This is a genomic window from Streptomyces macrosporus (assembly GCF_039533145.1).
Lineage (GTDB): Bacteria > Actinomycetota > Actinomycetes > Streptomycetales > Streptomycetaceae > Streptomyces > Streptomyces macrosporus.
Genome location: NZ_BAAASZ010000020.1, coordinates 527,741 through 551,425, shown reverse-complemented (window position 1 = coordinate 551,425; position 23,685 = coordinate 527,741). Strand labels below are relative to the sequence as shown.

The window sequence follows — 23,685 nt, the reverse complement described above, 5'->3', positions numbered from 1 at the left end:
CGCGGGCTCTCCGGCCCGCGGCGGCCCGTCCGCCGTCGAAGGGGTCAGTTCCGCGGGGAGTTCAGGGCGCTGCCCTCCTTCCACTTCTCCCACGACAGGTTCCAGTCACCGAAGCCGTTGCCGAAGGCGGGCATCTTCGGGGAGTCCGCCACGCCGTCGACGTACCGGACGATGTCGCCCTGCCGGACGGTGGTGAAGAACCAGTGGGCGTTCTCCACGCTCATCCCCGTGCAGCCGTGGCTGACGTTGTCCCGGCCGTGCGATCCGGCCGACCAGGGGGCGGCGTGGACGTACTCGCCGCTCTCGGTGAGCTGCGTGGCCCACTGGACGGGCAGGTCGTAGGACTCGGGGCTGCCGGCGGGGATGCCGATGCTGGTGCCGGTCATCCGTACGTTGGCCTGCCGCCCCAGGACCACCTTGACGCCCTCTCGGGTGCGGAACCCGGCCTTGCCGGTGGTGACCGGGAGGGTCTTGAGGGTCTTGCCGTTCTTCCGGACGGTCATCTCGGTGTCGTCGATGTCCACGACGGCCTCGACGCGGTCACCCGTCCGGATGCTCAGGGGTTTCGTCTTCCCCCCGCGCAACCCGTCCCGGATCCACACGCCCTCCAGGGCGCTGCGGACCACGATCGTGGCGTGCGCGGGCCAGTAGGTGCGCGGACGGTAGTGCAGCGTCCTGTCGTCCACCCAGTGCCAGGAGCCCTCGCCGGCCGCGGGGGAGGACTCGACCCTCAGCGCGCGCTCCACGGTCGCGCGTTCCCTCCGGTCCTCGACCGCCCGGTCGAGTTCGGCCGTGAGGGGCTGGCCCACCCCGTAGACGCCGCGGGCCGGGCCGAAGACGATGCCGAGCTTCCGGTCGCCGTCGGCCGGACGGGTGGCGAGGTCGGCGGTGCGGCGGCCGGGGACGCCGTCCTTCTCGGTGCCGACGACCACGGTGTAGCGCGTCGCGGCGGCCGGCGGGGTGGTGCTGCGCCAGCGGGTGCCGTCGGCGGAGAGCTCGCCGTCCAGCCGGCGGCCCGCCGCGTCGACCACGCGGACGGCCGTGATCCGGCTGTCGTCGCGCGCGGTGATCTCCAGAGGCTTGTCCGGGTCCACAGCGCGGCCGTCCTCGCCGACGCTCAGCGCGACCTGCGCGGTGGCGTCCCGGGGGGCCGCGTCCGAAGGCTGGTCGTTGCCGCAGGCGGCGGGTCCCACCGCCGGCGGCACGAGTATCAGGAAGCAGATCAGTGCTGTCCCGCGTGATCCTCGGCTCATGCTGTCACGGTAGGAACGCCGCCCGGAGCGGACGAGCCGGATACGTACGAACGGGTCATCTCCGGAGCGTGTCCGGAGATGACCCGTGCGTGGTGGGGAAGGGTTACTGGTTCTGGTTCTCCCCGTGGTAGTACTCGAACACCCAGCCGAACAGGCCGACGAGGATCAGCGGGGTGGAGATCAGCAGGAACCACCAGCCGATGGCCACGCCCAGGAAACCGAAGGCGCAGCCCGCGCCCAGGAGCAGCGGCTGCCAGCTGTGCGGGCTGAAGAAGCCCAGCTCGCCGGCGTCGTCGGCGACGTCCGCGTCCTTGTTGTCCTGCGCTCCGGTGTCCACCCGGCGAGCCGTGAAGGCCAGGTAGTAGCCGACCATGAGGGACAGGCCGAAGGCCAGGAAGAGGGCCGTGGTGCCGGCCGGCTCCTTCGACCACAGGCCGTAGATGACGGCGACTGCCAGCAGGAAGACCGACAGCCAGATGAACATGCGTCCCTGGATCTTCACTTACCGGCCTCCTTGGCGCCGGAGAGGACCTTGCCCTCGGGACCCTCGGTGTTCTCGAGCTGGTCCATGGCCGCCACCTCGGGGTGGTGCAGGTCGAAGGCGGGGGATTCGGACCGGATCCGCGGCAGGGAGACGAAGTTGTGCCGCGGCGGCGGGCAGGAGGTCGCCCACTCCAGCGAGCGGCCGTAGCCCCACGGGTCGTCCACCTCGATCTTCGGCGCGTACTTGGCCGTCTTCCAGACGTTGTAGAAGAACGGCAGGATCGACAGGCCGAGCAGGAACGAGCTGATCGTCGAGAAGGTGTTCAGCCCGGTGAAGCCGTCGACGGCCAGGTAGTCGGAGTACCGGCGCGGCATGCCCTCGGCGCCCAGCCAGTGCTGGACCAGGAAGGTGCCGTGGAAGCCGATGAACAGCGTCCAGAAGGTGATCTTCCCGAGCCGCTCGTCGAGCATCTTGCCGGTGAACTTCGGCCACCAGAAGTGGAAGCCGGCGAACATCGCGAACACCACGGTGCCGAACACCACGTAGTGGAAGTGCGCCACCACGAAGTACGAGTCCGAGACGTGGAAGTCCAGCGGCGGGGAGGCCAGGATGACGCCGGTCAGACCGCCGAAGAGGAAGGTGACCAGGAAGCCGATCGTCCAGAGCATCGGGGTCTCGAAGCTCAGCGAGCCCTTCCACATGGTGCCGAGCCAGTTGAAGAACTTCACGCCCGTCGGCACCGCGATCAGGAAGGTCATGAAGGCGAAGAAGGGCAGCAGCACGCCACCGGTGACGTACATGTGGTGCGCCCAGACCGTCACCGACAGACCGGCGATGGCGATCGTCGCGGCCACCAGGCCGATGTAACCGAAGATCGGCTTGCGGGAGAAGACCGGGATGATCTCCGAGGCGATGCCGAAGAACGGCAGCGCGATGATGTAGACCTCGGGGTGGCCGAAGAACCAGAACAGGTGCTGCCACAGCAGCGCGCCGCCGTTGGAGGCGTCGAAGATGTGGGAGCCGAACTTGCGGTCCGCCTCCAGCGCGAACAGGGCGGCGGCCAGCACCGGGAAGGCCAGCAGCACCAGCACACCGGTCAGCAGGACGTTCCAGGTGAAGATCGGCATCCGGAACATCGTCATGCCCGGCGCGCGCATGCAGATGATCGTGGTGATGAAGTTGACCGCGCCCAGGATCGTGCCGAAGCCGGAGAGGGCCAGGCCCATGATCCACATGTCCGAGCCGACGCCCGGGCTGTGGACCGCGTCGCTCAGCGGCGAGTAGGCGAACCAACCGAAGCTGGCGGCGCCGCCCGGGGTGAGGAACCCGGCCACCGCGATCAGCGAGCCGAAGGAGTAGAGCCAGTAGGCGAACATGTTCAGCCGCGGGAACGCCACGTCCGGCGCGCCGATCTGCAGCGGCATGATCCAGTTCGCGAACCCGGCGAACAGCGGGGTGGCGAACATCAGCAGCATGATCGTGCCGTGCATGGTGAACGCCTGGTTGAACTGCTCGTTCGACATCACCTGCAGACCCGGCCGGGCCAACTCGGCGCGCATGACGAGCGCCAGGACACCGCCGATGCAGAAGAAGGCGAACGAGGTGACCAGATAGAGCGTGCCGATCGTCTTGTGGTCGGTGGTGGTCAGCCACTGGATCACACGATTGCCGCGCTCTTTTCGGCGCAGGGGCGCGGGGGTCGCCGCCGGCCCGTCCGTCGAGGCGACGGCACCCTGGGATTCATTGAGGATGCTCACGGGTTACTGGCCTTCGCGTTCTTGGCGAGCGTCGCCGCCCGCCGGGATGTAGCCGGTCTGGCCCTTCTCCGCCAGGTCCTCCAGGTACTTCTGGTAACGCTCGGGGGAGACGACCTTGACGTTGAACAGCATCCGGGCGTGGTCCACGCCGCAGAGCTCGGCGCACTTGCCCAGGAAGGTGCCCTCCCTGGTGGGTGTCACCTCGAACTGGTTGACGTGGCCCGGAATGACGTCCTGCTTGAACAGGAACGGCACCACCCAGAAGGAGTGGATGACGTCCCTGGAGGACAGGACGAAGCGGACCTTCTCGCCCTTCGGCAGCCAGAGCGTGGGACCCGGGTTGCCGTTCTGCGGGTTCCGTTCGCCCGGCGTGCCGACCACGTGCACGCCCTCGGCGCCCTCGGGCGCGGCCTCGAAGACGTTGTCGGGGAGATTGGCCAGCTCCGCGGCGTCCAGGTTGGAGGTGGAGGCGTCGCCGTCCACGTCCTCCATGTAGTTGAAGCCCCAGCTCCACTGGTAGCCGACCACGTTGATCACGTGCTTGGGCTTCTCGGTGAGCTCCAGGAGCTTCGACTCGTCACGAGCCGTGAAGTAGAAGAGCACCGAGATGATGATGAGCGGGACGACCGTGTACAGCGCCTCGATGGGCATGTTGTACCGGGTCTGCGGGGGTACCTCGACCTTGGTCCTGGTGCGCCGGTAGACGATGACGCACCACAGGATGAGGCCCCACACCAGGACACCCACCGCGAGCGCGGCCGCCCACGAGCCCTGCCACAGGGAGAGGATGCGCGGCGCCTCCTCCGTGACGGGGGTGGGCATGCCGAGGCGGGGGAAGTCCTCGTATGTGCAACCGGTGGCGGTCGCCAAAACCAGGCCCGCAGCCAGCGCCTGCGGCAGCTTCCGCCGCATCGGGCGCCGCGACGAGCGGTCGGAGCCGTTGGGACTCACGTAGCGCCTTCCCGAGAGTCTCGCCCGCTCGGCCCGGGCTCGGCCGTTGAGGTCGGGCGCCGGCCCTGGCGCGGGCAGGGGTTTGGATGTTTATGCGGACCAAACCCTACTGGACGCTATTTGGGGTCGCGCGGGGAGGGTGCCCAACGCGCCGCGCGGCCCTCCGTTGGGGTGGAATCGCCCGCTCCGTGGTTGTCTCCGCGGTTGTCCGGGCCCTCGGGGCAGGGCGCGGGAACGCGCGCTAGCGTGCAGGTGTGCCCTACTTCGACGCCGCTTCCTCCCTTCCCCTGCACCCCGTCGCCCGGCAGGCGCTGCTCGCGGCCCTGGACGAGGGGTGGGCCGATCCCGCCCGGCTGCACCGGGAGGGACGGCGGGCCCGGCTCCTGCTGGACGCCGCGCGCGAGGCCGCGGCCGAGGCGGTGGGGTGCCGGCCGGACGAACTCTCCTTCACCTCCTCCGGCACGCGGGCCCTGCACATCGGCATCGCGGGCGCGCTCGCCGGGCGCCGGCGGGTCGGCCGTCGTCTGGTGGTCTCCGCGGTGGAGCACTCCGCCGTGCTCCACGCGGCGCGCGCCCACGAGGCCGACGGCGGCGTGGTGGAGGAGGTCCCCGTGGACCGCACGGGGCGGGTGGGCGTCGACGGGTTCGGCGCGGCGCTGCGCGGGGACACCGCGCTGGCCTGTCTGCAGTCGGCCAACCACGAGGTGGGCACCGAGCAGCCGGTGGCCGAGGTGGCGGAGCTCTGCGCGGAGGCCGGGGTGCCGCTGCTGGTGGACGCCGCCCAGTCGTTGGGGTGGGGCCCCGTGGCCGGCGGGTGGTCGCTGCTGGCGGCCGGCGCGCACAAGTGGGGCGGTCCGGGCGGGGTCGGGCTGCTGGCGGTGCGCAAGGGGGTGCGGTTCGCCCCGCCGTCCCCGGCGGACGAGAGGGAGTCGGGGCGCTCCCCCGGCTTCGCCGACCTCCCCGCGATCGTCGCCGCGGCGGCCTCCCTGCGGGCCGTGCGCGCGGAGGCGGCGGACGAGGCGGCCCGGCTGCGCGCCCTGGTGGACCGCATCCGCGCGCGGGTGCCCGAACTGGTCCCGGACGTGGAGGTGGTGGGCGATCCGGTGCGGCGGCTGCCGCACGTGGTGACCTTCTCCTGCCTGTACGTGGACGGCGAGGCCCTGCTCCACGCCCTGGACCGGGCGGGCTTCTCGGTCTCCTCGGGCTCCTCCTGCACCTCCGACACGCTGACCCCCAGTCACGTGCTCCGCGCGATGGGGGTGCTGTCGGAGGGCAACATCCGGGTCTCGCTGCCGCCGGGCACGACGGAGGAGGACGTCGACGCCTTCCTGGCGGTGCTCCCGGACGCGGTGCGGCGGGTGCGCGCCCACCTCGACGCGCCGGCCGTGCCGCCGCGGTCCGGGTCCGGCCCGGAGCCCGTGCGGGCGGCCGAGCCGGCGGCGGGTCCGGCGCCGGAGGAGGACGCCGAGGCGCCCTCGCTCACCGTCGACTCCCTGGGCAAGCGGTGCCCGATCCCGGTCATCGAACTGGCGAAGGTCATCGACCGGGTGCCGGTGGGCGGCACGGTGGTGCTGCTCGCCGACGACGAGGCGGCCCGGCTGGACGTCCCGGCCTGGTGCGAGATGCGCGGTCACGAGTACCTGGGCGCGGACGGCCACACCCACCGCGTGCGCCGCCGCGCCTGACCCGCCCGCGCACCCGTCCGTCCCCGCGCGTCCGTGCCCCGGGGGCGGGTCAGGACAGGCAGGTCCGGATCTCGGCCGCCGCGTCCTCGCCGTACGTCTTGGTGAAGCGCTCCAGGAAGTGGCTGCGCCGCAGTTCGTACTCCTGGGTGCCCAGCGTCTCGATGACCAGGGTGGCGAGCATGCAGCCGAGCTGGGCGGCCCGCTCCAGCCCCAGCTCCCAGGCCAGGCCCGACAGGAACCCGGCGCGGAAGGCGTCGCCGACGCCCGTCGGGTCGACCTTGGCCTCCTCCTGGGGGCAGGGGACGGTGATCGGCTCCTCGCCCTCCCGCTCGATGCGCACGCCCTTCGAGCCCAGCGTGGTGACGCGGGTGCCGACGCGCCGGAGGACCTCCTCCGCGTTCCAGCCGGTCTTGGTCTCGACGAGGGCCGCCTCGTACTCGTTGGTGAACAGGTAGGCCGCGCCCTCGGTCAGGCCGCGGATCTCCTCGCCTTCCATCCGGGCGAGCTGCTGGGAGTAGTCGGCGGCGAAGGGGATGCCGCGGGCGCGGCACTCCTCGGTGTGGCGCATCATCGCCTCGGGGTCGTCCGCGCCGATGTGCACCAGGTCCAGCCCGCCGACCCGGTCGGCGACGGTCTTCAGCTCGATCAGCCGGGCCTCGCTCATCGCGCCGGTGTAGAAGGAGCCGATCTGGTTGTGGTCGGCGTCGGTGGTGCACACGAAGCGCGCGGTGTGCAGGACCTCGGAGATGCGCACCGAGGCGGTGTCCACGCCGTGCCGCTCCAGCCAGGCGCGGTACTCCCCGAAGTCGGCGCCGGCCGCGCCGACGAGGATCGGACGCACTCCGAGCTGGCCCATGCCGAAGCAGATGTTCGCCCCGACCCCGCCGCGCCGGACGTTGAGGGTGTCGACCAGGAAGGACAGCGAGACCGTGTGGAGCCGGTCGCCGACGAGCTGGTCGGCGAAGCGGCCGGGGAAGGTCATCAGATGGTCGGTGGCGATGGAGCCGGTGACAGCGATACGCACGGGGGACTGCTCCTGGGAGAGACGTCGGACGGCAAACAGCACCACGCTACTTCCTCGGTCCGGTCGCCCGCCGCGCGGCGGGCGGATCGGCCGGTCGCCGCGGGCCGCGGCCGGCCGTCCACGCGGGCTCCTCCTTCCGCCGTCCCCCCACCGTCCCCCCACCGCCGGGAACCGTCCGCGCCCCGGGCCCGTCCCATCGGCGTCCTCCCCCGTGCGCGGGGGCGTACGGCGGAGGACGGGCGCCGAGAGGCGCGCCACGACGCACGACAGGCGACGACGAGTACCCGAGCAGCGGGTACTCGGACCGAAGGAGCGATGCGGTGAGTGCCGACCACACCCCGGAACCCACCCGACCGCGGCGACGCGGGTTGACGACCGTCTCGGTGGCCCTCGCCGTCCTGCTGGCCGGGGGCGGCGGCGCGTACTGGGCCTCGACCGCCTCCGGCGGCGGGTCGGCGGACGCGGCCCGGGACGGCGCGGACGGCAGGCCGTCCCCGCTGGTCCTGGACGGTTACGGCGAGCACCCGGCGGCCGAGCGCGGGATCGCGCCCGGTGAGCCGGCTCCCGGCGGAGGACCCGTGTACAAGGCGGCGAAGCCGCTGCCGAAGGGGCCGGAGTCGGCGCCGGCCCTCCGGTCCGTCGTCGACGTCGACCGGAAGGAGGTCGCCGGGCTGGCGAAGGCGCTGGAGGTCCCCGGCGAGGTCCGCGAGGAGAACGGCACCTGGACGGTCGGCGGCGACGAGGGCGAGGGCAGGACGCTGACGGTGGACGACGCCACGGGCGTGTGGTCGTTCACCGGGGCGGTCCCGCTGGAGGCCGGGGACGTCTCCGAGCGGGAGGCCGAGGAGGCGGTCGCGCCCGTGGTCGAGGCCCTCGGCCTGGAGGGCGCCGAGGTGGACGCCGGGCGGACGCGGGACGGGCTGCGGATCGTCCGGGTCGATCCGCGGCGGGACGGGCTGCCCGTCGCCGGCCGGACGACCGAGATCGGGGTCGGCCGGCAGGGGGCGCTCGCGAGCGGCGGCGGAAGGCTGACCGAGTCGGCGGAGGCCGGCGGGGGCGCGAAGTACCCGGTGATGAGCGCCGAGGAGACCCTCGCGGCGCTCAACGCGCGCAGCGGCCGGGTGGAGTTGGGCCTGCTGTGCTCCGAGCCCTCGGGCCGGAAGCCGGGCGGCGGCCCGGACGACGGGGCCGCGACGCCGGAGACCGCCGGTCCGGGCGCCGGGAAGCCCGGGGCCGGGAAGCCGGACGTCGTCCCGCCCGCGGACGGCGAGCCGGGGAGCCCCGAGCCCTGCGGCCCCTCCGGGAAGCGGCAGACCGTGGAGGTGACGGGCGCGTCGTTCGGGCTCTCGCCCTACCCGTCCCGGGGGCGTGAACTGCTGGTGCCGTCCTGGCTGTTCGAGGTGGCGGAGGGCGGCGGGGGCACGCACACCGTGGCCCACCCGGCGGTGGAGCCGGAGTACCTGGCGCCGTCCTCCGCCGCCGGCGACGGCTCCGATTCCGATTCCAGTCCCGGCTCCGGCTCCGGTTCCGCGCCGGCGAACCCGGGTCCGGGGCCGAAGGAGCCGGTGCGCACGGCGACGCACGTCGACCCGTACGAGCCCGACGACCGCACGCTCACCGTCCACTTCTGGGGCGGTGTGTGCAGCGACCACACCGCGACCGCGGAGGAGAGCGGGGAGGCGGTGACCGTCCGGATCTCCGAGAGGGCGAAGGACCCGGGCAGGGCCTGCGTGCTCGTCGCCGAGGAGATGACGGCGAAGGTGACGCTGGACGAGCCCGTCGGGGACCGGAAGGTGCTCGACGAGGAGGGCGAGCGGCTGCCGGAGAAGCCGCGCGGGTAACGCGGCGGCGCCGCGGACGCGCGGACACGCCGAAGGCGGCGGTTCCCGGTGCCGGGACCCCCCGCCTTCGGTTGCGTGTTCGCGTCTCGCCGCCGCCGTGCCGCGGCGGCGGGGCGGATCAGCTGAAGGAGTCGCCGCAGGCGCAGGAGCCCGTGGCGTTCGGGTTGTCGATGGTGAAGCCCTGCTTCTCGATGGTGTCGACGAAGTCGATGGAGGCGCCGTTGAGGTACGGGGCGCTCATCCGGTCGGTGACGACCTTGACGCCGTCGAACTCCTTGACGACGTCGCCGTCGAGCGACCGCTCGTCGAAGAAGAGCTGGTACCGCAGGCCGGAGCAGCCGCCGGGCTGGACGGCGACGCGCAGGGCCAGGTCGTCGCGGCCTTCCTGTTCGAGCAGGCTCTTGACCTTCGCCGCGGCGGCTTCGGACAGGATGACTCCGTCGGTCGTCACGGCGGTCTGGTCCGATACGGACATCTGCTTCTCTCCCGGGTTGTACGGACTGCTCTGCCGCCTGACAAACAAGCGGCCTCCCGGTTTCATTCCAGGCCGGGCACGTTCTCGTGGACTTCATGCTCGCACAACCCGCCCCCGGAGGTCACTCCACGGCGTGCGGACGGGGATGCGTCACACTGACGCGATGGCCATCGTCAAAGTGACATGAAGCAGTTATCATGAATAACGTCAATCCGACGAAAAGGCCCGCTGAATCCGACGAAAGGGTGCGTGCCGTGACCACCGCCCAGCCCTCTGCCGCCCTCCACCCGGACGACGTCCAGCCGACGCCGCTCGCCCTTCTCCTCCTCGGCCGCGAGGCCGACCCCAGGAGCGAGCGCGGTGTGGAGTGTCCCGGCGACCTGCCCGCCCCGTCGGACCCGGACCTGGTCGAGCGCGCCCGCGCGGCGAAGGAGAAGCTCGGGGATCGGGTCTTCGTGCTCGGTCACCACTACCAGCGCGACGAGGTCATCCAGTTCGCCGACGTCACCGGCGACTCCTTCAAGCTGGCGCGCGACGCGGCGGCCCGCCCGGAGGCCGAGTACATCGTCTTCTGCGGCGTGCACTTCATGGCCGAGTCCGCCGACATCCTCACCGGAGACCACCAGCAGGTCGTCCTCCCCGACCTGGCCGCCGGCTGCTCGATGGCGGACATGGCCACCGCCGAGCAGGTCGCCGAGTGCTGGGACGTGCTGACCGAGGCGGGCGTCGCCGACGTCACGGTGCCGGTCTCGTACATGAACTCCTCGGCCGACATCAAGGCGTTCACCGGGCGGCACGGCGGCACCATCTGCACGTCCTCCAACGCCAAGCGGGCCCTGGACTGGGCGTTCGCGCAGGGGGAGAAGGTGCTCTTCCTGCCCGACCAGCACCTGGGGCGCAACACCGCCGTGCGGGACATGGGGATGTCCCTGGAGGACTGCGTCGTCTACAACCCGCACAAGCCGAACGGCGGACTGACCGCCGAGGAGCTGCGGGCCGCGAAGATGATCCTGTGGCGCGGCCACTGCTCGGTGCACGGCCGCTTCACGCTGGAGTCGGTGAACGACGTGCGCGAGCGCGTCCCCGGCATCAACGTGCTGGTGCACCCCGAGTGCCGGCACGAGGTCGTCGCGGCGGCGGACCACGTGGGCTCCACCGAGCACATCATCAAGACCCTGGAGGCGGCCCCGGCCGGCTCGAAGTGGGCGGTCGGCACCGAGCTGAACCTGGTGCGCCGGCTGGCGAACCGCTTCGCCCCCGAGGGCAAGGAGGTCGTCTTCCTCGACCGGACGGTCTGCTTCTGCTCGACCATGAACCGGATCGACCTGCCCCACCTGGTCTGGGCCCTGGAGTCGCTGGTGGACGGCAAGGTCGTCAACCGCATCCAGGTCGACCCGGAGACCGAGAAGTTCGCCAAGCTGGCCCTGGAGCGGATGCTCGCCCTGCCGTGATCCGGCGGGAGTCTTCAACGGCATGACCGGGCGCGGCGCGTTCGGCCAGGATGGTCGACATGCTGCTGCGCCCGGTACGCGACAGTGACGAGGACGCCGAGGCCGTGCGGTTCGTCGTGGACGCCGCCCTCGCCTCCCCGCCCGCCGTGCGGAACGGCCCCGACGCCTTCTCCCCGGGGTTCCCGCCGGACTCCCCCGGTTCCCCCTCGGGGCCGCGCGCGCCGCTGCCCGTCCCGGCCGAACGGCACCTCCACCACGCCCGCCACCTGGCCCGCACCGACCCGGAGGGCTGCCGGCTGGCCGAGGACGCCGCGGGCCGCCCGGTCGGGGTCGTGCTGTCCTGCCGGCGGGAGGGCACCTGGGCCCTGTCCCTGCTGGCCGTCCTCCCCGAGGCACAGGGCCGCGGGGTGGGCACGGAGCTGCTGCGGTGGGCCATGGCGTACGGCCGGGGCTGTCTGCGCGGCATCACCCGCGGCTCGCGCCACCCGGCGGCCGCCCGCGTCCAGCGGCGGGCGGGCTTCGACCTCCACCCGACGATGCGCCTGTCCGGGACGGTCTCCCTGGCCCGCCTCGCCGCCCCGGACGGCGTGGTGGCCGAGGGCGGCCCCGGAGACCGGGACCTGATGGACTCGGTGGACCGGCGGCTGCGCGGCGGTGCCCACGGGCCCGACCACGAGGAGCTGCTGCGCCACTGCCGGCTGCTGGTGACCGACGACTTCACCGGCAGCGGCTACTGCTACGTGCGCGAGGGCCGGGTGGAGACGCTGGCCGCCACCACCCGGCGGCTGGCCGGCCGGCTGCTGACCGCCGCCCTGGGCGCCGTCGGCGAGGGGCGGCCCGTGCGGATCGACCACCTGACCGCCGAGCAGCAGTGGGCCCTGGACGTCGGGCTGGCCGCCGGGCTGGAACCGGCCCCGGCGGGCTGGCTGGGGCTGCGCGGCATGCGGCCGCCGTCGCCGTACATCCCCTCCGACGCGTTCCCGTGACGGCGTGCGCCCCGCGGGACGCACGGGCGCACGGGTCAGCGGGGGCCGGCGGGCATGTCGGCGGGGAACAGCCCGTCCTCGCCGAGCATGGCGCGCACCTCGTCCAGGGTGGCCTCGGGCGCGGGCAGGATCAGCTCCGAGGGCTCCAGGGAGTCGTCGGGCAGGGGCGTGCCCAGGGACCGTACGGCGTCCAGCAGGGCGGCCAGCGTACGGCGGAAGCCGGCCTCGTCGCCGTTCTCCATCTCGGCGAGCAGTTCGTCGTCCAGCTCGTTCAGGCCGGGCAGGTGGCTGTCGTCCAGCCTGACCTGCCCCTCCCCCATGATCCGTACGATCACGGCGCTCTCCTTCCGAAGGGCCCGGTGGGCCGGTTGCCGGGGTGCTCCCCCCTGCCGGCTTCCCGCGACCGGTGCGCCGCATTCCCGGCGCACCCCGCCCGCCGGAGACTACTGCTTGTCGAACCCGGGGGTCTGCCGGTCCGGCTGCTGCCGGGCCTGCGTCTGCTGCCGGTCCTGGTCCTGACCGCCCTCGATGGCCTGCCGCTCGCCGCCGGTGCCGCCCGCCAGCTCGGCCTTCATCCGCTGGAGCTCCAGCTCGACGTCGGAGCCGCCGGAGATCCGGTCCAGCTCGGCCGCGATGTCGTCCTTGGCCAGGCCGGTGGGGTCGTCGAGCGCGCCGGAGGCGAGCAGTTCGTCGATCGCCCCGGCACGGGCCTGGAGCTGGGCGGTCTTGTCCTCGGCCCGCTGGATGGCCAGGCCGACGTCGCCCATCTCCTCGGAGATGCCGGAGAACGCCTCGCCGATGCGGGTCTGGGCCTGGGCGGCGGTGTAGGTGGCCTTGATGGTCTCCTTCTTGGTGCGGAAGGCGTCCACCTTCGCCTGGAGGCGCTGGGCCGCGAGGGTGAGCTTCTCCTCCTCGCCCTGAAGGGTCTGGTGCTGCTGCTCCAGGTCCGTCACCTGCTGCTGGAGGGCGGCGCGGCGGGTCAGCGCCTCGCGCGCCAGGTCCTCACGGCCGAGCGCGAGCGCCTTGCGGCCCTGGTCCTCCAGCTTGGCGGACTGCGACTGGAGCTGGTTGAGCTGGAGTTCCAGGCGCTTGCGGGACGTCGCGACGTCGGCGACGCCGCGGCGCACCTTCTGCAGCAGTTCGAGCTGCTTCTGGTAGGAGTAGTCCAGCGTCTCGCGCGGGTCCTCGGCCCGGTCCAGGGCCTTGTTGGCCTTCGCGCGGAAGATCATCCCCATACGCTTCATGACACCGCTCATGGGCCTCGCGCGCCCCCTTCGTAACGGACTGAGCCTCGCACATCGAACAGGTCCCACCCTACGGGCCCCGCTTCCATTACCGCACTGTTCGGGCCCCGATGCGCTCCTCCTCCAGGACGATCGGTGCGCGGCCTTCTCCCGCCCAGGAAGTAGGGAGTCCCGCGACCCACCGTTGCCGGATCGTTCCCCGTGGGGGTGGGGTCCACACCTGGCGGCCCCGTACTCTTGCAGTGTGTTCCGAAGCCGTTCCCGTGATGAGCAGACCGCGGCTCCCCAGGAGACCGCGGAGCCGACCAAGCAGCGCCGCGACCCGCAGGCCCCCAAGGGGCGCCCCACCCCCAAGCGCAGCGAGGCCGAGGCGCTCCGCCGCGCCGTGGCCAAGCCCCCGGCGAACCGCAAGGAGGCGGCCAGGCGCGCCCGCGAGGCCCGCCGCGCCGAGCTGGCGCGGCAGCGCGAGGCCCTGGCCGGTGGCGACGAGCGCTACCTCCCGCTGCGCGACCGGGGTCCGGTGCGGCGCTACGCGCGCGACTTCGTGGACGCCAAGTGGCACGTGGCGGAGTTCTTCCTGCCCTTGGCCGTGATCATCCTGATCATGAGCATGGTGCCGTCGATGCAGGTGAAGAACGCCTCCCTGCTGCTGTGGCTGGGCGTCATCGTGATGATCGTCGTCGACTCGTTCCTCACCGGGTTCAAGCTGAAGAAGGCCCTGCGCGAGCGCTTCCCCGACGAGAACCGGCGCGGTGCCGTGGCCTACGCGCTGATGCGCACCCTCCAGATGCGCCGCATGCGGCTGCCCAAGCCGCAGGTCGCCCGCGGCGAGGCACCGCGCCGCTGAGGGGACGAGGGACCGCCGACGGACCGCCGACCGACGACGAACCATCGATGGACAACGCCGTACGAGCCGTACGACAGGCCCTGGTGGCCCGGCAGGTGGAGGAGCAGATCACGGCCCGCTTCCCCGTGGGGCGGCGGCTGAAGGTCCTGGACGTGGCGCTGCGCGACGGTTACCAGGCGCTGCGGCTGGCCCGGGCCGGACACGAGGTGACCGGACTGGAGTCCGATCCCGACCTGGCCGCCGCGGTGCGCCGGGTCCTGGCGGACGAGCCCGAGGGCATACGGGAGCGGACGCGCGTCGTCTCCGGGGACAGCCGCAGCACCGGCGCCCACTTCCTGCCCGGCTCCTTCGACGTGGTGCTCTGCCACGGGGCGCTCGCGCCCGGTGACGAACCGGGCCCGCTGCTGGCCGGGCTGGGCCGCGTGCTGGCCTCCGGTGGACTGCTGTCGCTGCTGGTGCCCAACACCGGGGCCCAGGCCCTGCGGCCGGGGCTGGCCGGCGACTGGGACGCCGCCCTGGCCGGGCTCGCCGCCTCCGATCCCACCGACCCCGCCGAGCGGGCCCTGCGCCTGGACGCCCTGACCGCCGCCCTCACCGGGATGAGCACCCCGCTGCGCCGGTGGTACGGCGTGCAGGTCTTCACCTCCGAGGGCGCCACCCTGCCGGAGGGCGAGGAGGGCGAGCGGCTGCTGGCCGTCGAGGAGCGCGCCGGGCGCACCGACCCCTACCGCGCGGTGGCGGACGCGCTGCACCTGTGCGCCGTGCGCGACTGACCGTGTGACCGCCCCCGGCGCTCAGGCGTCCGGGGGCGGTCGTGCGTCCTGCTCCACGACGGGCCCTCGACCGGCCGTGCGCACAGGCCGTACAGGCCCGCGAGAACACGTCCGCGAGCAGGCCCGCGAGCAAGCCGTGAACAGGCCGCGAACAGGAAGGCCCCCGTGTCCGCCACCCCCGCGCACCCCGCGCCCGCCGCCGGCGACCGGCTCCCCGCCCGGGAGACCTGGCGCGCGCTGTACGCCCACATCCGCCCGCACAGGGCGCCGATCGCGCTCGGCGCCCTGCTGGCGCTGATCGGCGCCGTCACCGGGCTCGCGCAACCGCTGGCCGCCAAGGAGCTGGTGGAACGGCTGGGCGGCGGCGAGTCGATCACCTCCGTCCTGCTGCTCCTGACCGCGCTGGTGGTGCTGGGCACGGCGATCGAGGCGGTCGGCACGTACCTCCTCAACCGCACCGCCGAGTCCGTGGTGCTGGCCGCGCGCCGGCAGCTCGTCGCCCGGCTGCTGCGGCTGCGGATACCGGAGGTGGAGCGGAGCCGGCCCGGCGACCTGATGTCGCGGGTCACCTCGGACACCACGCTGCTGCGGCAGGTCGCCACCACCTCCATGGTCTCGGCCGCCACCGGCTCCCTCACGCTGGTGGCGACGATCGTGCTGATGGCCCGGCTGGACCCGGTGCTGCTGGGCGTCACCCTCGGGGTGATCGTGCTGGTCGGCGGCTCGCTGGGGCTGGTGATGCCGCGGATATCGAAGGCGGCGAAGCGGGCGCAGGAGTCGGTGGGGGAGATCTCCTCGGTGCTGGAGCGCGTCTTCGGCGCGTTCCGCACGGTCAAGGCGTCGGGCGCGGAGGCCCGCGAGACGCGTGTGGTGGAGGAGGCGGCGCGGACGGCCTGGCGGCACGGGGTGCGGGCCGCCGGGTGGCACGCGGTGGCGGCGTCGTCGATCGGCCTGGCCGTCCAGGTGTCGTTCCTGGCGGTGCTGGGCGTCGGCGGGGCCCGGGTGGCCTCGGGCGCCGTGTCGATCTCGACGCTGGTCGCCTTCCTGCTCCTCCTCTTCTACCTGATCGACCCGGTCTCCCGGCTGGTCGAGGCGGCCGCGCAGTACCAGGTGGGCGCGGCGGCGATCGCCCGCATCGCCGAGGCCGAGCGGATGGAGACCGAGCCCGAGCACGACGGTCCGACGCGGTCGCAGGGGCCGCCCGCCTCGGTCGTCTTCGACCGGGTCGCCTTCCGCTACCGGCCGGAGCTGCCGTACGTCCACCACGGAGTGTCCTTCTCCGTGCCCGGCGGCGGGACGACCGCGTTCGTCGGCCCCTCGGGGGCGGGCAAGTCCACGGTGTTCTCGCTGCTGGAGCGCTTCCACGAGGTGAGCGGCGGCCGGGTGCTGGTCGACGGGCGCGACGTGCGCGACTGGCCGCTGCACGAGCTGCGCGCCGCGATCGGCTACGTGGAGCAGGACGCGCCCGTGCTCGCCGGGACGCTCCGCGAGAACCTGCTGTTCGCCGCCCCGGACGCCACCGAGGAGGAGGTGCGCGAGGTGCTGGCGCGCACCCGGTTGACCGCGCTGGTGGAGCGGCTGCCGGACGGGCTGGAGACGGTCGTCGGACACCGGGGGAGCAAGCTCTCCGGCGGCGAGCGGCAGCGGGTGGCGATAGCGCGGGCGCTGCTGCGCCGCCCCCGGCTGCTGTTGCTGGACGAGGCCACCTCGCAGCTGGACGCGGTCAACGAGCTGGCGCTGCGGGACACGGTGGCGGAGGCGGCCCGCACGACGACGGTGCTGGTCGTCGCCCACCGGCTGTCCACGGTGACGCTCGCGGACCGGATCGTGGTGATGGAGGCCGGCCGGGTGCGGGCGGTGGGCACCCACGAGGAGCTGGTGGCGGGCGACCCGCTGTACGGCGAGCTGGCGGCGACGCAGTTTCTGGCGGCCCCGGCGGGGAACGCGGACGCCCCGAAGGCGTGACGTCCCGGCGGGGCGCCGACGCCGTCGACGAGGGCCGGCGAAAGGGGACCCGCTGCCATGACCCGTTCCCACCGGCGCGCAGGACCCCGCCGCACGGGGTCCGCCGCCCTGTGCGCGACGGCCGTCCTGCTCGCCGGGTGCACCGGCTCGGACTCGCCCCGGGACCCCGAGGCCTCGCCCTCCCCCAGCGCCTCCGTCCCCGTCCCCGGGGGAGCCGTGGAGTTGCAGGAGGCGTACCGGGAGGTGGTGGACCGGGTCCTGCCGTCCGTCGTCCAGGTCACCACCGACGAGGGGCTGGGCTCGGGCGTGGTCTACGACGACCGGGGCCACATCGTCACCAACGCCCACGTGGTGGGCGACGCCGAGCGGTTCCGGATCACCCTCGCCACCGGTCGGCAGGAGCAGACGGCGGAGCTGGTCGCCAGCTACCCGGAGGAGGACCTGGCCGTCGTGCGGCTCACCGATCCGCCCGACAACCTCCGCCCGGCCACCTTCGGCGAGTCCGACCGGGTGGACGTCGGCCAGATCGTGCTGGCCATGGGCAACCCGCTCGGGCTGTCCTCCAGCGTCACCGACGGCATCGTCTCGGCCACCGACCGCTCGATCAGCGAGGGCAGCGCCGAGACCACCATCGGCGACCTGATCCAGACCTCGGCCCCGATCAATCCGGGCAACAGCGGAGGCGCCCTGGTCGACCTCTCCGGCCGGGTCATCGGCGTCCCCACCCTGGCCGCCCGGTCCCCGAGCGGGGACGGGGGCACGGCGCCGGGCCTGGGCTTCGCCATCCCCTCCGACACGGTCCGCCACCTGGCGGACCAGATGATCGAGTACGGCGAGGTGCGCGACTCCGACGAGGCGGCGATCGAGGCGACGGTGCGCACCGTGCTCGGCGACGACTACCGGCCCGCCGGGGTCGCCGTCGTCGAGGTGGAGAACGGCGGCGCGGCGGACGACGCCGGGCTCCGGTCGGGCGACGTGATCACCGAGCTCGGCGGGTTCGCGGTCCCGGACACCACGGCGCTGGCGGAGGCGCTGGCCTCCCACGAGCCGGGCGATCGGGTGGACGTCGTCTACCGGCGCGGCGGCGAGGAGCGGACCGCGACGGTCACCCTGGGCGAGCGCTGAGACGCGCCGCCGCGCCGTCCCCCGTCCCGGGCGCGGCGGCCGGGGACGGGGGACGGCCGGGCGGTCAGCCCTCCTCGGCCGCGCGCAGGCTCATGGGGCCGTAGATCCTGGTGTCGTCCTCGAAGAGCGTCACCTGCTCCACGCCGCCCTCCAGCAGCTCCCGCCACGTCTCGCCGATCCAGCTCTCCGCGTCGCCCTGGGTGGAGAACTCCTCCGGCCGGACGGCCGGTTCCGTCTCCGTGCCGTCGGCCTTCTCGAACCGCCACGTCCACGCCATGTGCGCCTCCCCTGTCCCCGGGTCCGGTTGCCGTGTCTTCCATGATCCTGTCCAACTGTCCGCAGACTAGTGCCGCTCGCGCGATCGGCCGACGGACACGAGACGATCGTGCCGTGGAACTCACTCTGCTCGGTACCGGCGCGCCCGCCGGTCTCCCCCGGCCCGGCTGCCCCTGCGCGGCCTGCGCGACCGCCGTCGGCGCGGACGCGCGAGCGGCGACCGCGCTGCTCGTGGACGGCGTCCTGCTGCTCGACCTGACCCCCGGTCCCGCCCTGGCCGCCGCCCGCGCGGGCCGCACCCTGCACGGCGTGCGGCAGGTGCTGCTGTCGCACCCGCACGACGGTCCCGCCCTGGAGATCCCGGCCGGGCTGCCCGCCCCGGCCCGGGTGCCCGACGGCCGGGAACTGGCGCTGATCAGCGGCCACCGGGTGCGCGCGGTGGCGCTGGACTCCCCGGGCACCGGGTACGAGGTCGGCGGGCCGGACGGCCGGCGCCTGCTGTACCTGCCGCCGGGCGCGGGCCCGGCAGGCCTTCCCCCCGGAGGGAGCCGGGACACCGGACCGGACCGGCAGACGGCGGCGCCGCCCGAGCCGTACGCCCTGGTGCTCCTGGACGTCCTGGGCCGTCCCGACGCGCTCGCCCGGCTGCGGGCGGCCGGGTCCGTCGGCCCGACCACGGACGTGCTGGCCGTCCACGTCGACCACGACGTGCCGCCCGGCCCGGAGCTGCACCGCCGGCTGGCCGCGGCGGGGGCGCGCACCGTGCCGGACGGCACCACGCTGATGGTCGGCGACTACCGGGCGGTCCCCGACCTGCCCCGGCGCACGCTGGTCCTGGGCGGTGCCCGCTCGGGCAAGTCCGCCGAGGCCGAGCGCCGGCTGGCCTCCTTCCCCGAGGTGCTGTACGTCGCGACGGGCGGCACGCGGGAGGGCGACGCGGAGTGGGCGGCCCGGGTCGCGGCCCACCGCGGGCGCCGGCCGGCCTCCTGGCGCACGGCCGAGACCTGCGACCTGGTTCCGCTGCTCGCCGAGGCCGAGGCCCCGCCGATGCTGATCGACTGCCTGTCCCTGTGGCTGACCGACGCGATGGACGCCGTCGGCGCCTGGGACGACGACCGCTGGCGGTCCGGGGAGGCCCGGCGCGCGCTCGCCGAGCGCGTCGACGCCCTGGCGGCGGCCTTCCGCTCCACCGGCCGCACGGTGGTCGCGGTGAGCAACGAGGTCGGCTCGGGCGTCGTGCCCGCCACCGCCTCCGGCCGCCGCTTCCGCGACGAGCTGGGACGGCTGAACGCGGCGGTGGCGGCGGAGTGCGAACACGTCCTGCTGGTCGTGGCGGGCACGGCCCTGCCGTTGCGCGGTTGAGTCCCGGTCGGGAGCCGGGCGCGGGGCGGTAGTGTCGGGCTCCATGAGCGACGGCAGCCTGAATCTCGACGACTTCGGGGACCTCATCGAACGCCCCGACAGCGGTGTCCGCCGGGACGCCGAGGACCGGCGCGCCCGGACCGGACTGCCGGCCGGGGCGCTGGGTCGGCTGGACGAGCTGGGCGAGTGGCTGGCCGCGGCGCAGGCCCGCGTCCCCGTGGAGCCCGTCGCGCGGCCGAAGGTCGTGCTGTTCGCCGGGGACCACGGGGTGGCCGAACTGGGCGTCTCCGCCCGGCCCGCGGGCGGCGCGCACGCCCTGGTGCGGGCCACGCTGGAGGGGACGAGTCCGGTAGCGGTGCTGGCGCGCCGGTTCGGGGTGCCGCTGCGGATCGTCGACATGTCGCTGGACTGCGATCCGGGCGAGCTGCCCGAGGAGGTCGTCCGCCGGCGCGTGCGGCGCTCCGGCGGCCGGCTCGACGTCGAGGACAGCCTCACGCCCGAGGAGGCCGAACGCGCCTTCCGGGCCGGCATGGCGGTCGCCGACGAGGAGGCCGACGCCGGCACCGACCTGGTCGTCCTGGGCGATGTCTCCGTCGGCGGGACCACCGCCGCCGGGGTGCTGATCGCGGCCCTGTGCGGCACCGACGCCTCCGTGGTCACCGGACGCGGCGGAGGACGGATCGACGACCTCGCCTGGATGCGCAAGTGCGCGGCCATCCGCGACGGCCTGCGCCGGGCCCGGCCCGTCCTGGGCGACCAGTTGAGGCTCCTGGGGGCCGTGGCCGGGGCGGACCTGACCGCGATCACCGGCTTCCTGCTCCAGTCGGCCGTGCGCCGCACGCCCGTGATCCTCGACGGCGTCGTCTCCGCCGCGTGCGCGCTGGTGGCCCAGCGCGTGGCGTTCCGGGCGCCGGACTGGTGGCTGGCGGGGCAGGCGAGCGGCGAGCCCGCGCAGGCCAAGGCGCTGGACCGGATGGCGCTCGATCCGCTGCTGGACCACGGCGTCACCGCGGGCGAGGGCACCGGCGCCCTGCTCGCCCTCCCCCTGGTCCAGGCCGCGGCGGCGCTGGCGGCGGAGCTGCCGGTGCGGGCGGAGGAGCCGGCCGGGGCGGACGGCCGGGACGCCCCGGGGTCGGCGGATTCCCCGGAGATGATGGACGTGACCTGACGGGTCGTCGGACCGGGGCCGTCCGACCGCCCGCGTCCACCATCGCGGTGCGCCGGGTAGCCTGCGGCGCGATGGACACCACCTCGCGACCGCCCCAGGACCCGTCCGCTCCCCCGCCGCCCGCCGGAGCGTCGGACGGTGTGCGCTTCGCCCTCGGCACGCTCACCGTGCTGCCGGTGCCCTGCACCCGCTGGGACCGGGCCGCCGCCCGGCGCGGGATGGAGTGCGCGCCGCTGGCCGGGCTGGTGGTCGGGGGGTGTGCGGCGGCGGCCGGTGCCGTCGCCCTGTTCCTCGGCCTCTCCCCGCTGTCGGCGGCGGTCGTCACCGTCGCCGTGCCCGCCGTCCTGACCCGGGCGCTGCACCTGGACGGGTTGGCGGACGTCGCCGACGGGCTGGGCAGCGGCAAGCCCGCCGAGGGCGCGCTGGCCGTGATGAAGCGTTCGGACATCGGCCCGTTCGGGGTGGTGACCCTCCTGCTGGTCCTGCTCGCGCAGGTCGCGGCCGTCGCGGAGCTGTACGCGGGCGGCCTCGCGCACGGCGCCGTCGCGGTGGCCGTGGCCGCGGTGACCGCCCGGACGGCGTTGACGCTCGCCTCCCGCGAGGGCGTTCCGGCGGCCCGCCCGGAGGGGTTGGGCGCGGCGGTCGCCGGTGCGGTGCCGGTCCGGTCCGCGGTGGCGGTCTGCGCGGCGGTGGTGCTCGCGGCGGCCTGTGCGGGCGCGTGGGAGGGCCCGTACCGCGCGGTGTCGTACGCCGCGGCGGTCGTACTGGCGCTGAGCGCCGCGGAGTTGCTGCTGTCCCGCTGCCGCCGCCGGCTGGGCGGGGTGACCGGCGACGTCTTCGGCGCCCTGGCCGAGACCTCCCTCACCACGGCCCTGGTGGTGCTTGCGCTGGGTTAGCGCCCCTCGGAGAATTCCGGGGCGGACGGCCCGTGCGATCGCCCCGTTCCCGTTCCGGCGGGCGGCCTCTCGCGTCCGCCCCGAGCCGGCACCGCGACCGCGCGGGCCGCGACGTAGGCTCGGCTCGTGCCCGAAGCCGTGCACATCCACTCGGCTTTCCAACCGGAAGAGGGATTCCCACCACCGTGTCTGCTCTGACTCTCAGTACCTCGTCCGCCGCGACGCTGCGCGCGGACGCCGTTGTCGTCGGCGTCGCCAAGGGCCCCGACGGGCCCGTGGTCGCCCCGGGTGGCGAGACCGTCGACCAGGCGTTCGGCGGCGCGTTGGCCGCCACCCTGGAGACCCTCGGCGCCTCGGGCGGCGAGGGCGAGGTCACCAAGCTGCCGGCGCCCGACGGCGTGAAGGCGGGCCTGGTGCTGGCGGTCGGACTCGGCGACGCCCCCGCGGAGGACGGCTCGTACGCGCCGGAGGCGCTGCGCCGCGCCGCCGGTGCGGCCGCCCGCGCGCTGACCGGCCGCAAGAAGGCCGGCTTCGCGCTGCCCGCCGGGGACGAGGCGTCGGTGGCCGCCGTCTGCGAGGGCGCGCTGCTGGGCGCGTACGCGTTCACCGCCTACCGCGGCAAGGAGGGCAAGGGCAAGGGCGGCGCCGGGAAGGGCGGCCGGAAGAGCGGCGCGGACGGCAACGCCCCGCTGGCCGAGGTCGTCGTGCTCGGCGCCAAGCCGCGCGACAAGGCGCACAAGGCCGCGGCCGAGCGCGCCGAGGTCGTCGCCGCCGAGGTCAACCGCACCCGCGACCTCGTCAACACCCCGCCCAACGACCTCAATCCGAAGTCCTTCGCCGCCACCGTCCAGTCCGTCGCCAAGGAGCACGGGCTGGAGGTGGAGGTGCTGGACGAGAAGGCCCTCGCCAAGGGCGGCTACGGCGGCATCCTCGGCGTCGGCAGGGGCTCGACCAACCCGCCGCGCCTGGTGCGGGTCGCGTACAAGCACGCCAAGGCCAAGAAGACCCTGGCGCTGGTCGGCAAGGGCATCACCTACGACTCGGGCGGCATCTCCCTCAAGCCGGCCGGCCACAACGAGACCATGAAGTGCGACATGAGCGGCGCCGCCGCCGTCTTCGCCGCCGTGGTCGCCGCCGCCCGGCTCGGCCTGACGGTGAACGTCACCGGCTGGCTGGCGCTGGCGGAGAACATGCCCTCGGGCTCCGCGACCCGGCCGGGCGACGTGCTCACCATGTACAGCGGCAAGACGGTCGAGGTGCTCAACACCGACGCCGAGGGCCGTCTGGTGCTGGCCGACGCCCTGACCCGGGCGTGCGAGGAGAAGCCGGACGCGGTGGTGGACGTGGCGACCCTGACCGGCGCCATGATGCTGGCCCTGGGCAGCCGCACGTTCGGCGTCATGGCGAACGACGACGCGTTCCGCACGGCCGTCCACGAACTGGCCGAGGAGGCGGGCGAGCAGTCGTGGCCGATGCCGCTCCCCGACCACCTGCGCAAGGGCCTGGACTCCCCCGTCGCCGACATCGCCAACATGGGCGAGCGGATGGGCGGCGGTCTGGTCGCCGGGCTGTTCCTGAAGGAGTTCGTCGCCGAGGGCACCCCCTGGGCGCACCTGGACATCGCGGGCCCGGCCTTCAACGAGTCCGGCCCCTTCGGCTACACCCCCAAGGGCGGCACCGGTTCCGCGGTGCGCACCCTGGTCCGCCTCGCCGAGCGCGCGGCGGCGGGGGACCTGCCGTAGCGGTGGGTCCGGGTACCGCCCGACGTCCGCGACGGCCCCGGGCACGCGGGTGTCCGGGGCCGTCCCTCCGCGGCCGGGTCCGACGGGCCCGCCGCTCCCCGTCCCCGGCGTCCCGGGGCGCGTTCGAACATCCGGACCCCGGCCCGACGCCGGTCCCCGCCGCCCCGCCCGGCGGCGCGTGCCGCGCCCGCCGGTGTTCGCTCACAGCGATCACCGAAGGGCTACTCATCGGTAGACACGCGTGGCAGCTCGCAATCCTCCTGTTCAGGGCGGTATGAGCGGTCCGGGCGCCGGCCCCGCGTCCCACCGCTCGCCAACAAGTGCAAAGATGTTGTCTCGGCAGGACAGGGCCCGCTTAACCCACAGGGCCGAGCAGAAAG

General features: G+C 74.1%; 21 protein-coding genes. 12 read left to right on the top strand and 9 right to left on the bottom strand.

What is annotated here, in order from left to right:
- Positions 1-44: 44 nt before the first annotated feature.
- The 4 genes from ABD335_RS14460 to ctaC all read right to left on the bottom strand — a co-directional run bounded on the left by ABD335_RS14460 (position 45) and on the right by ctaC (position 4,445).
- On the bottom strand, positions 45-1,253 hold the full coding sequence (locus ABD335_RS14460; RefSeq protein ID WP_344322735.1) for a L,D-transpeptidase: 1,209 nt from the start codon (positions 1,251-1,253) through the stop codon (positions 45-47).
- Between the two features lie 103 nt (positions 1,254-1,356).
- Positions 1,357-1,755, bottom strand: coding sequence for a cytochrome c oxidase subunit 4 (locus tag ABD335_RS14455; RefSeq protein WP_344322734.1), 399 nt, complete (start codon positions 1,753-1,755; stop codon positions 1,357-1,359).
- A complete protein-coding gene (gene ctaD, locus ABD335_RS14450) occupies positions 1,752-3,494 on the bottom strand; it encodes an aa3-type cytochrome oxidase subunit I (RefSeq protein ID WP_344322732.1) in 1,743 nt (580 codons plus the stop codon). The genes ABD335_RS14455 and ctaD overlap by 4 nt, the downstream gene beginning before the upstream one ends.
- Before the next feature lie 3 nt (positions 3,495-3,497).
- Positions 3,498-4,445 (bottom strand): aa3-type cytochrome oxidase subunit II, encoded by a 948-nt coding sequence (ctaC, locus tag ABD335_RS14445; RefSeq protein WP_344322731.1) that lies wholly within the window; start codon positions 4,443-4,445, stop codon positions 3,498-3,500.
- Positions 4,446-4,699: 254 nt separating this feature from the next.
- Here ctaC and ABD335_RS14440 point away from each other — a divergent pair, with 254 nt between their 5' ends.
- Positions 4,700-6,130, top strand: a complete 1,431-nt coding sequence (locus ABD335_RS14440) for a cysteine desulfurase/sulfurtransferase TusA family protein (protein ID WP_344322730.1) — start codon at positions 4,700-4,702, stop codon at positions 6,128-6,130.
- Between the two features lie 49 nt (positions 6,131-6,179).
- Here ABD335_RS14440 and ABD335_RS14435 read toward each other — a convergent pair whose 3' ends face one another.
- Positions 6,180-7,154 carry a carbohydrate kinase family protein gene (locus tag ABD335_RS14435; RefSeq protein ID WP_344322728.1) on the bottom strand — a complete coding sequence of 325 codons (975 nt, stop codon included), beginning with the start codon at positions 7,152-7,154 and terminating at the stop codon, positions 6,180-6,182.
- 320 nt (positions 7,155-7,474) lie between these two features.
- On the opposite strand from ABD335_RS14435, the gene ABD335_RS14430 reads away from it, so the two are divergent.
- Positions 7,475-8,995, top strand: coding sequence for a hypothetical protein (locus ABD335_RS14430; protein ID WP_344322727.1), 1,521 nt, complete (start codon positions 7,475-7,477; stop codon positions 8,993-8,995).
- 118 nt (positions 8,996-9,113) lie between these two features.
- Here ABD335_RS14430 and erpA read toward each other — a convergent pair whose 3' ends face one another.
- The gene (gene erpA, locus ABD335_RS14425) at positions 9,114-9,470 is read right to left on the bottom strand and encodes an iron-sulfur cluster insertion protein ErpA (RefSeq protein WP_344322726.1); all 357 of its coding nucleotides are present in this window, start codon (positions 9,468-9,470) and stop codon (positions 9,114-9,116) included.
- Positions 9,471-9,724: 254 nt separating this feature from the next.
- Between erpA and nadA the strand changes: the two genes are divergently transcribed.
- Together nadA and ABD335_RS14415 are read left to right on the top strand one after the other, a co-directional pair.
- Positions 9,725-10,921: a quinolinate synthase NadA gene (nadA, locus tag ABD335_RS14420; protein ID WP_425583631.1), complete on the top strand. Its 1,197-nt coding sequence runs from the start codon at positions 9,725-9,727 to the stop codon at positions 10,919-10,921.
- A 59-nt stretch (positions 10,922-10,980) separates the two neighbouring features.
- The gene (locus ABD335_RS14415) at positions 10,981-11,907 is read left to right on the top strand and encodes a GNAT family N-acetyltransferase (RefSeq protein WP_344322724.1); all 927 of its coding nucleotides are present in this window, start codon (positions 10,981-10,983) and stop codon (positions 11,905-11,907) included.
- Between the two features lie 35 nt (positions 11,908-11,942).
- On the opposite strand, the gene pspAA is transcribed toward ABD335_RS14415, so the two are convergent.
- Together pspAA and ABD335_RS14405 are read right to left on the bottom strand one after the other, a co-directional pair.
- A complete protein-coding gene (gene pspAA, locus ABD335_RS14410; protein WP_344322723.1) occupies positions 11,943-12,242 on the bottom strand; it encodes a PspA-associated protein PspAA in 300 nt (99 codons plus the stop codon).
- A 108-nt stretch (positions 12,243-12,350) separates the two neighbouring features.
- Positions 12,351-13,163 (bottom strand): PspA/IM30 family protein, encoded by an 813-nt coding sequence (locus tag ABD335_RS14405; protein ID WP_344322721.1) that lies wholly within the window; start codon positions 13,161-13,163, stop codon positions 12,351-12,353.
- A 232-nt stretch (positions 13,164-13,395) separates the two neighbouring features.
- Between ABD335_RS14405 and ABD335_RS14400 the strand changes: the two genes are divergently transcribed.
- From ABD335_RS14400 to ABD335_RS14385, 4 genes are all read left to right on the top strand, one after another.
- Positions 13,396-13,998, top strand: coding sequence for a DUF3043 domain-containing protein (locus tag ABD335_RS14400; protein WP_344322720.1), 603 nt, complete (start codon positions 13,396-13,398; stop codon positions 13,996-13,998).
- A gap of 47 nt (positions 13,999-14,045) precedes the next feature.
- Complete coding sequence (locus ABD335_RS14395; RefSeq protein ID WP_344322719.1) at positions 14,046-14,771, top strand: methyltransferase domain-containing protein; 726 nt, start codon at positions 14,046-14,048, stop codon at positions 14,769-14,771.
- Positions 14,772-14,936: 165 nt separating this feature from the next.
- Positions 14,937-16,736, top strand: a complete 1,800-nt coding sequence (locus ABD335_RS14390) for an ABC transporter ATP-binding protein (protein ID WP_344322718.1) — start codon at positions 14,937-14,939, stop codon at positions 16,734-16,736.
- A gap of 57 nt (positions 16,737-16,793) precedes the next feature.
- A complete protein-coding gene (locus ABD335_RS14385) occupies positions 16,794-17,861 on the top strand; it encodes a S1C family serine protease (protein ID WP_344322717.1) in 1,068 nt (355 codons plus the stop codon).
- A 64-nt stretch (positions 17,862-17,925) separates the two neighbouring features.
- On the opposite strand, the gene ABD335_RS14380 is transcribed toward ABD335_RS14385, so the two are convergent.
- Complete coding sequence (locus tag ABD335_RS14380; protein ID WP_344322716.1) at positions 17,926-18,138, bottom strand: hypothetical protein; 213 nt, start codon at positions 18,136-18,138, stop codon at positions 17,926-17,928.
- 113 nt (positions 18,139-18,251) lie between these two features.
- Between ABD335_RS14380 and ABD335_RS14375 the strand changes: the two genes are divergently transcribed.
- The 4 genes from ABD335_RS14375 (at position 18,252) to ABD335_RS14360 (ending at position 23,305) form a co-directional block, all read left to right on the top strand.
- Entirely contained in the window at positions 18,252-19,499 is a 1,248-nt protein-coding gene (locus tag ABD335_RS14375; RefSeq protein ID WP_344322714.1) for a bifunctional adenosylcobinamide kinase/adenosylcobinamide-phosphate guanylyltransferase, read from the top strand.
- Between the two features lie 43 nt (positions 19,500-19,542).
- Complete coding sequence (locus ABD335_RS14370; RefSeq protein ID WP_344322713.1) at positions 19,543-20,667, top strand: nicotinate-nucleotide--dimethylbenzimidazole phosphoribosyltransferase; 1,125 nt, start codon at positions 19,543-19,545, stop codon at positions 20,665-20,667.
- 71 nt (positions 20,668-20,738) lie between these two features.
- The gene (locus tag ABD335_RS14365) at positions 20,739-21,563 is read left to right on the top strand and encodes an adenosylcobinamide-GDP ribazoletransferase (RefSeq protein ID WP_344322712.1); all 825 of its coding nucleotides are present in this window, start codon (positions 20,739-20,741) and stop codon (positions 21,561-21,563) included.
- A gap of 185 nt (positions 21,564-21,748) precedes the next feature.
- Complete coding sequence (locus ABD335_RS14360; protein ID WP_344322711.1) at positions 21,749-23,305, top strand: leucyl aminopeptidase; 1,557 nt, start codon at positions 21,749-21,751, stop codon at positions 23,303-23,305.
- The last annotated feature ends 380 nt before the right edge of the window (positions 23,306-23,685 follow it).